General features: G+C 40.0%; 2 protein-coding genes. Both read left to right on the forward strand.

Translation table 11 applies throughout. From position 1 onward, the window contains the following. The first annotated feature begins 343 nt into the window (after positions 1 to 343). Entirely contained in the window at positions 344 to 1,063 is a 720-nt protein-coding gene (locus AC4J95_RS20660) for a helix-turn-helix domain-containing protein (RefSeq protein ID WP_494551478.1), read from the forward strand. 80 nt (positions 1,064 to 1,143) lie between these two features. Next, entirely contained in the window at positions 1,144 to 9,156 is an 8,013-nt protein-coding gene (locus AC4J95_RS20665; protein WP_494551479.1) for a VaFE repeat-containing surface-anchored protein, read from the forward strand. Positions 9,157 to 9,196 lie beyond the last annotated feature (40 nt).

Raw genomic sequence — 9,196 nt, forward strand, 5'->3', positions numbered from 1 at the left:
ATTATTAAAATTTCTTCAAGTAAAAAAGATTTCGTTGAAAAGACGATTAGGTTTAACAGCTTTTCTGTTATTTCTTTTTAAGGTATAGAATTTATTGTTGTGCGGCATGTTGCTTTTTTATTATTAGTAGTTTTTATTAAGATAATTAATAATAATTGGAAATGAAAACAACTTATAAAAGAAATTTTTGATAATAGTTTGATTTAAAATTAACTATATAATATAATTATTTTGTTAATATAATTTAAAAATTATGGGTTATTTGTTTGAGCTTTTTAGTTTATTTGAAATGAAAATGGAAAAGATTCGAATAAAAAGGCGCTATAAAGAAAGGAAGAAAATAATGCAGTTATTGGTTTTAACAAAGGTTCCTTTGTATGAAGAAAAATTTGAAAATCAGCTAAAACAACTGGGAAATGAGGTTTATTGCTCAAGCAAGTTAATAGCATTGTTAAAAAAGGGAACCTGCAGCACACAGTTTCTATCTCAATTCGAAGGGATCATCTTCAGTGAAACATTATTTGAAAAAGAAACTGAAGAGTTGATTCAACAATTGCCAAAGGGACGGTTCAAACTATTTCGACGTGTCGTAGAAGAGCGATGCGATGAGAGCTCGGAGTCGATCTTTGACGCAATGATTCCAGTAGATTCAAATTTAGAAAGGTTGAGAGAATTGTTGTTGATCGTTGAGATCTCCCGCCTAGCACATCAAAGAGAAGAACAAGCCCAACAGCTGACGGTTAAGCAAAAATTATCAGATTTGAATTTGAAATTAAAGCAAAAGGAAATTGTCTACTACTTGATCCGGGCAGGCGATCGAACGGTCTCCAGAGAAGAAATCAGCCGTCAAATTTGGGGGAAGGAGCCGAATGCCTCTGTTTTGGCAAGTCTGTCTAAAGTTGTTTCTAAAATAAATGAAAAGCTGGAGCATGAGTTTGGGCATGAAGCAATCCAAACACTCTGGGGCCAAGGCTATCGGTTGAATAAAGATTTTTTCGATTTTTTTGAAAATGATTTGATTTTAACGGAAAGGGTGGCAGTTAAGCAGTGCGACACTTTGTAAAAACGTAGAGGAGGTGACGCTTAACGGGGAAGAAGAAAAAATGATAAAAAAAGGAGAGAAAAGAAAGGGAGTGCAGGAGAATGAAGACAAGAATTAGAAAAATTCTTGGTAAAATGACACGAATTACGGCAATTCTTTTTATGGTCGTGTCATCATTGGGGATCAATGGTTTATCTTTGATCGCAGAAGCGGGCTCCACCGCAAGTGAAGGAACCGGTTTCGGACAAAATGCTTATGGCTATATGTATGGGGGAACGACTCATCCGAATCGTTTTAGAACCGTATCGTATGCAACAGGTGGTACGGAACCAAATGGTGCGAAATTTATGTTCTGTACCGAAAATGGAAAGATGGTTAATAACGTAGGGTTTAGTTCGGCCACGAAACAAACCATCTCTGATCCAATCGGAGCATACTTAATGAACGAACTAGTCAATAAGGATTATGGTGGAGTCGGTAATCGCCATCTCAATCACGCGACGGTTTCATACTATGTGCATAAATACTTAGAGACAGGTGGAGCTAGTGCTTCGACTGCTCAAAAGTTTAATACGAGTGTGAATGCTTTTAGAGGCGATGCGCAATTAGAGAATGTGATAGCGAGCTTTAATAAACACTATACCGATGCACAAAAATATGCGGGACCTTATACAGCAACAATAAAAATGACGCAGGTTCCAGGTACGAAAACGGCAACGGCAAAATTGGTGATAAAATCAGCCAATGGAACAGACGTGAGTCAGTGGTACGGCTCAAATATCCAGTTAACGATGACTGGCGGACAATTTAAGAAGAACGGAGAATCGACTTCCGTTGGAAATATTACCCTTAATAAAGCAACGGAGCTAGATAATTATACGTTGGTACAAGGTCCTGCTGGCAATCCGCTTTCTGTGACCGCGACGATCAACAATCTTCCAGGTACACAATTAATCCGTTACAATTGGGCAAACAGTCAAAACATGGTTGGTGCATACGTCCCATTACAGGCTGCGCTAAAAGTCAGTGATGATTTAGAAATCAAACAAGAAAAGTTCTCGATCAACGGAACAACGAAAACACCAACTGAACTTGAAGTAGGTGACCGATTAACAGATGAATTGACTATTTCACTAAAAGAAGGCAAGTGGGCCGTTGATTCAAACACTGGACAAAACGTTCCAGTAAATCTAGAAGTTGATTGGTATTACTCAACGCAAGATTTTGGTAATACGAAATATAATGTAAACAATTTACCAGCTGGGGTTACTAAGGTCACAACGGATACGATGACGATCACTGGGCCGGGAACTTATCAATTAAATTCAAAGAATCTAATCGATAAACAGGGCTACTATTATCCTGTACTGAAAATGGACCTTAATAAACAGGGAGCCAGCAAAGAGTTTCTTAAAGAAGGCTTCCAAGCTCAATTTAATGATACAAACGAAAAAATCAAGGTCATAGGAAAATTTGCTTTGACCGGTACGACGAAAGCTAAAAGTCGCGTGCAGGTTGGCGATACGTTAACGGATACATTGAATATTCAATTAGCCGACCCAGACATGAAATGGCCGAATGTTTTAGGGACCAATAATAAAGTTCCGGTAAAATTAGTAGTAGATTGGTACTACTCCGAAACAGATTATGGGAATACTCAAATTGATGTCGGCAGCTTGCCAGGGGATATCAGTTATTTGGGTAAAGATGAACTGACGATCACTAAAACTGGCGAACATGTAGTGAATTCACACCTGAAATCAACTAAAGCAGGTTTCTATTATCCAGTATTGAAGATGGATCTGAATGATCAGGCCAATAAAGAACACTTCTACAATGGCTTCCAATGCAAGTTCAACGAACAAGATGAGCAAACGATCACTAAATGGAAACCAAAAGTCAAAACAGAAACGACTGTGGCGCAACTAAGTCCTGATGGTGGAAAAGTCGCCGATAAATTGACTGTTACTGATAATAAAGGTGGACATGAAATTACTATCACCAGTAAATTGTTAGGACCATTCCTAACGAAACCAGATTTTATTAAAAATGGGAATAATCATGAAGGTGGAAGTCCACAGATTCCTGCCAATGCAAAAGTTGCTGGAACAGTAACAACGAAGATTCAAGGGAACGGCACCGTAACGACACCAGAGATCCAAGTAACTGAAAAAGGTTGGTATGTCTGGGTTGAAGAAATTGCTGAAACGACCTATACCGAGCCGTGGTACTCAGACTTTGGTAGCGCTGATGAGTATGTCGTTGTTCCATGGGAACCAAATGTAGAGACGACTGTTTCAGATGCATCTGGTACAGTAGGTGCACAAATCTACGATACGATCAAAGTACTAGATCTTCCTGGAATGTGGGGATTGCCGATCGATGGCAAAGGTGATACCGACAAATGGGGCAATAAAAATCCAGAATTGACAGGTAAAGACCGTGATCCAGATAAAAATGGCGATTACAATTTGCCGAACGGCTGGGGAACCGGCGCAGATTCGAAAGAAGATCTGACTGCGACCTTTACGATGTACTACAGTCCAACAAAACCAATTCGTGACGATAAAATTCCTGCTGGGGCAGAAGTTTTTGATGTCGTAAAAGCACCGTTGATTTCTGGTGAATTACGTACGACTGAATTCAAAGCCTTCGATAAGGCTGGTTGGTATACAATCGTTGTAACTGGCGGCTCAGACTCTGGACGTCTAGCGAAATTCCAAACGGATTATGGTATTCCGTCTGAAACGGTACATGTGCCATCTGGCAGTGAAGAAGAATTTTACACACAAGTAAATGAAGAGAACGTCTTCTCGAACATTCCTGTCTATGACAGCCTGCATGTTAACAAAGCATTATCAAGCGACAATGCGGAAGTCACGTTCACATTGTATAAATACAGCGACCAAGCAAATGATTTTGATTACTCAAATCCTCAAAAGATCAAAGAGTCTTCTAAAGGGATGCCAATTAAAAAATATGGCGAATATAAATCAAATGCCAAAGGTTACGGCTTAGAAGATGTTCGCATCACAGATCAAGGAACGTATGGCTGGGTAGCTAAGGTTGTTGATACTAAAACAAGCAAGGTTATCTATGAAGGTAAACACGGAGATCCGGGTGAAGTCTTCAATGTTCATAAGGTGAAGATTCATACAAAAGCTTCTAGCTCAGATATTTATCTTGGCGATCCTATCCACGATACTGTGATTTTAGAAACAACTGTTCCGGACGGTTATTATGTCGTAGTTGATTTGTACAAATTCTCTGATAAAGTCAATGACTTTGGAAATGCTGACAAAGCAACCGATAAGGACATTGTCTGGACATCTAAGAAAATCAAAGTTAGTGCATCAGGGGAGTATGACACAGATAGCTATACACCAGAAAAAGTTGGTTCTTACGGTTTTGTAGAGAAATTGTATGATGAAAATGGCAATTTGATTCACACTGGTAAGAAGGGTGAACCGACTGAAAACTTTATTGTCCGCCCAGAAATCGAGATTGGAACATCTGCAAAGGATTCTGTTTCAGGAATTAACGAAGGAAACGCCGTTGATGAAAATAGTAATCCAAAAGAAGAGGTAACAATCATTGATACAGTTTCTTATAAGAACCTTGTTGTTGGTCGTGAATACACGGTTAAGGGTGTCTTAATGGATAAAGGAACAGGACAAGCATTTGTTGATTCAGACGGTAAAAAAGTGACTGCTGAACAAACCTTCAAAGCGGATAAAGAAAATGGCACGATCGATTTAAAATTTATCGTGAAGAAAACGGATATGCGCGGTAAGACTGTCGTTGTGTTTGAAAAACTTTATGATGACAAAAAAGAAGTAGCAGTGCATGAAGAAATCACAGATAAAGACCAAACAGTTAATTATCCTGAATTAGAAACAAATGCCAGCGATGCTGGTACCGGTACGAATGAAGGAAATGCGACTGAAAAAGTAACGATTAAAGATTTAGTGACGTACAAAAACTTGATTGTCGGTCGTGAGTATACGGTCAAAGGAACGTTGATGGATAAAGAAACTGGTAAACCATTCTTGACCAAAGACGGCAACGAAGTTCATGCAGAGAAGAAATTCACTGCTGAGAAGAAAAATGGCACGATTGAATTAGAATTTGTCGTGACCAAAGGAGATCTAGCTGGTAAGACAGTTGTTGTCTTCGAAAACCTATACAACAAAGACAAAGAAGTGGGCTCCCATACTGACATAGAAGACGATGACCAAACCGTTTCTTATCCTAAAGTCGGTACGAAAGCCGCTGAGTCTAGTATACATGGAGATAAAGTAGTTATCGAGGATATTGTTTCCTATGAGAACTTGATTCCTGGTAAAGAATATACTGTTGAAGGCAAGTTGATGGATAAATCGACTGGCAATGCTTTCTTAGTCGATGGAAAAGAAGTAACGGGTGGAGCGACCTTTAAAGCACCAGATTCAGGTAAAGGAACAGTCAAAGTCAAATTCACCTTTGACCGTAGTGCTTTGAAAGACAATAAAGAATTAGTCGTTTTTGAACGTCTATACGGTGCGACTGGAAAAGTTGTTGCGACACACGAAGATATCGATGACGAAGACCAGACGGTGCCGGTGCAGCCTGCTCCAGAAGTGAAGACTTCTGCTAAAGACAAAGAAACCGGCATGAATCAAGGAAATGCAAAAGAAGAAGTAACGATCGTTGATACTGTTTCTTACAAAAACTTAATTGTAGGTAAAGAGTACACAGTTAAGGGTGTTTTGATGGATAAAGGAACGAACCAACCATTCAAGACAACAGACGGTAAAACCGTTAAAGCTGAAAAAACATTCGTTGCTGACAAACAAAATGGATCAATCGATCTTGAATTCAAGATCACAAAAGGCGATCTAGCTGGTAAATCTGTGGTGGTATTTGAAACATTGTACTTGGATGAGAAAGAAGTTGCGTCTCATACCGACATCAACGATGAAGACCAAACCGTTGATTTCCCAGAAGTCGAAACCAAAGCAATCGATAAAGACACCGAACAAAATGAAGGTTTAGCGAAAGAAGAAGTCACGATCATTGATACTGTTTCTTACAAGAACCTGCAAATCGGTAAAGAATACACTGTTAAAGGGATCTTGATGGACAAGAAGACCAATCAGCCATTCTTGACGACTGAAGGCAAAGAAGTACATGCTGAAAAAACTTTCATCGCTGAGAAGAAAAACGGTACGATCGATCTTGAGTTTATCGTAACGAAAGGCGATTTGGCAGGCAAAACAGTCGTAGTATTTGAAACACTCTATCGTGAAGATGTTGAAGTAGGTTCTCATACCGATATCGAGGATGAAGATCAATCAGTTAATTATCCAAAAGTTGGTACGAAAGCAGCAGAAACTTCTATTCACGGCGATACGATCGTTCTTGAAGATATTGTTTCTTATGAAAACTTGAAACCGGGTCAACAATACAAAGTTGATGGGGTGTTGATGGATAAAGCAACTGGTCAACCATTCTTAGTGAATAAAGAAGCGGTGACTGGTTCGACGACATTCAACGCAAGCAAAACTGGCTCAGGCACAGTCAAAGTGAAATTCACCTTCAAACGCAGTGCATTAAAAGAAAACCAAGAATTGGTTGTCTTTGAGAAACTGTATGGTGTCAAAGGCGTTCTAGTTGGTACCCATGAGGATATCAATGATAAGAACCAAACTGTCGAAGTTAAACCGGAAGTTGAAGTGAAAACTACCGCAGTCGATAAAGACACTGAAATGAACGAAGGGCTAGCTAAAGAAGAGGTCAAAATTATTGACCAAGTAGAATACAAAAATCTGAACGTCGGCCAAGAGTATACTGTTAAGGGTGTCTTGATGGATAAAGCTACAGGTAAACCATTCTTGACTACTGAAGGCAAAGAAGTTCATGCAGAAAGAACCTTTACTGCTGAACAACAAAACGGTACGATCGATCTTGAGTTTGTTGTAACGAAGGGCGATCTAGCAGGTAAGACGGTCGTTGTCTTTGAAACACTGTATCATGACGACAAAGAAGTCGGTTCTCATACAGATATCAATGATAAAGATCAGTCAGTAAACTACCCTGATGTGGGTACAAAAGCTGCTGAAACAAGTGTCCATGGTGATACTGTAACGATCAAAGATATTGTTTCTTACGACAATCTAGTACCGGGTAAAGAGTACAAGGTTACCGGAGTATTGATGGACAAAGAAACGGGCGAAGCCTTCAAGGTAGACGATAAAGAAATCACTGGTGAAGCAACCTTTAAAGCAAATAAAAAAGGTACTGGTACAGTGGAAGTCGAGTTTACTTTTGATCGCAAAGCTTTAGAAGATCCGAAAAATCTAGTTGTCTTTGAAAAGCTGTACAACGTTGAAGGTAAATTGGTCGGTCTTCACGAAGATATCGAAGACAAAGATCAGACGGTTGAAGTGAAACCAGAAGTTGAAGTGAAGACGGATGCCATCGATAAAGATACTGAGATGAACGAAGGCTTAGCCAATGAACGGGTAACGATCGTCGACAGAGTTTCCTACAATCATTTGATCGTGGGCAAGAACTACACGGTTAAGGGAACGTTGATGGATAAAGCGACTGGCAAACCGTTCTTAACAAAAGAAGGCGATGAAGTTCATGCAGAGAAAACCTTCAAAGCAGAACAAGCTGACGGCACGATTAATCTAGAATTTTATATTAAACGTGGCGACTTAGCTGGTAAGACAGTGGTTGTCTTCGAAAAACTTTATCATGATGAAAAAGAAGTAGCCGTTCATACGGACATCGAGGATGAGGCGCAAACAGTGACTTATCCGAAAGTCGGTACGAAAGCTTCTGAAACAACCGGATCAACCGATAAATATGTAGTGATTAAGGATATCGTAACTTACGAAAATCTAGTACCAGGTAAAGAATACAAAGTTGATGGCGTCTTGATGGACAAAGAAACAGGTAAAGCGTTCTTAGTTGATGAGAAAGGCGAACAAGTTGAGGTTAAAGGCTCAGCAACCTTCACTGCCTCAGAAACAGGCTCAGGAACCGTTGAAGTCGAGTTCAAATTCCTACGAGACGAACTTAAAGAAGATACCGTTTTAGTTGTCTTTGAAAAACTATTTAATGCAGAAGGCAAGTTGGTAGGTATCCATGAAGATCTTGAAGATGAGGATCAGACAGTTCGGCAACCGCAAGTTTCAACGAAAGCCAAAGACAAAGAGACAGGAACCAATGAAGGCTTTGCGGATGAAGAAGTGACCGTAGTGGATGAAGTCAGCTACAAGAACTTAGAAATCGGCAAAGAGTATACAGTCAAAGGTGTCTTGATGGACAAGGCGACCAATAAACCGTTCGTCACTCGTGATGGTAACGAAGTCCACGCTGAGAAAACCTTCACGGCAACAAAACGTGATGGTACGATCGAATTGGAATTCAAGATTACGAAGGGTGACTTAGCTGGTAAAACAGTGGTCGTTTTCGAAACCTTGTATCAAGATGAAAAAGAAGTAGCGGCTCATACGGATATTGAAGACAAAGATCAATCTGTTCACTATCCGAAAGTCGGGACGCAGGCCGCTGAGATCAGCAAGGACAGTGATGAAGATGTCGTCATCAAAGATATCATCTTCTATGAAAATCTGATCCCAGGAGAAAGCTATACCGTTCGCGGGAAATTGATGATGAAGGACGCAAATGCGCCGTTCACAATCATGGGCCGTGAAGTCGAAAGCCAAGCAACCTTTGTGGCGAGCGACACAGGTACAGGGACCGTCGAAATGAACTTTACTTTCCGTCGCAGTGTGTTGTCGGATGACTTGACGCTCGTTGCATTTGAAAAATTATTTGATGCGAAGGGTAATCTAATTGGTGCCCATGAAGACATCAATGATGAAGCACAAACAGTGACGATCAAGAAGACCAATCCGGAGCTTCCTAAGACGAAAGGTGACATCTTTAACAATGATGGCGGGCTCAATACATCCTATGGAGGAAGTTACGATTCTTCCTACAGCAGTGGAGGCAGTCTGCCACAAACTGGTGAACGAGTATTGAAGATCTTGCCATACATTGGATTAGTGATCGTCATTCTGGCAGGTGCACTATACTTCTATCGGAAAAGACAGGTGTAATTCATAACTAAAAGAGACCCTCTCAAAAGTATGATGAGAG

The organism is Enterococcus sp. GPZ-007, assembly GCF_059374735.1.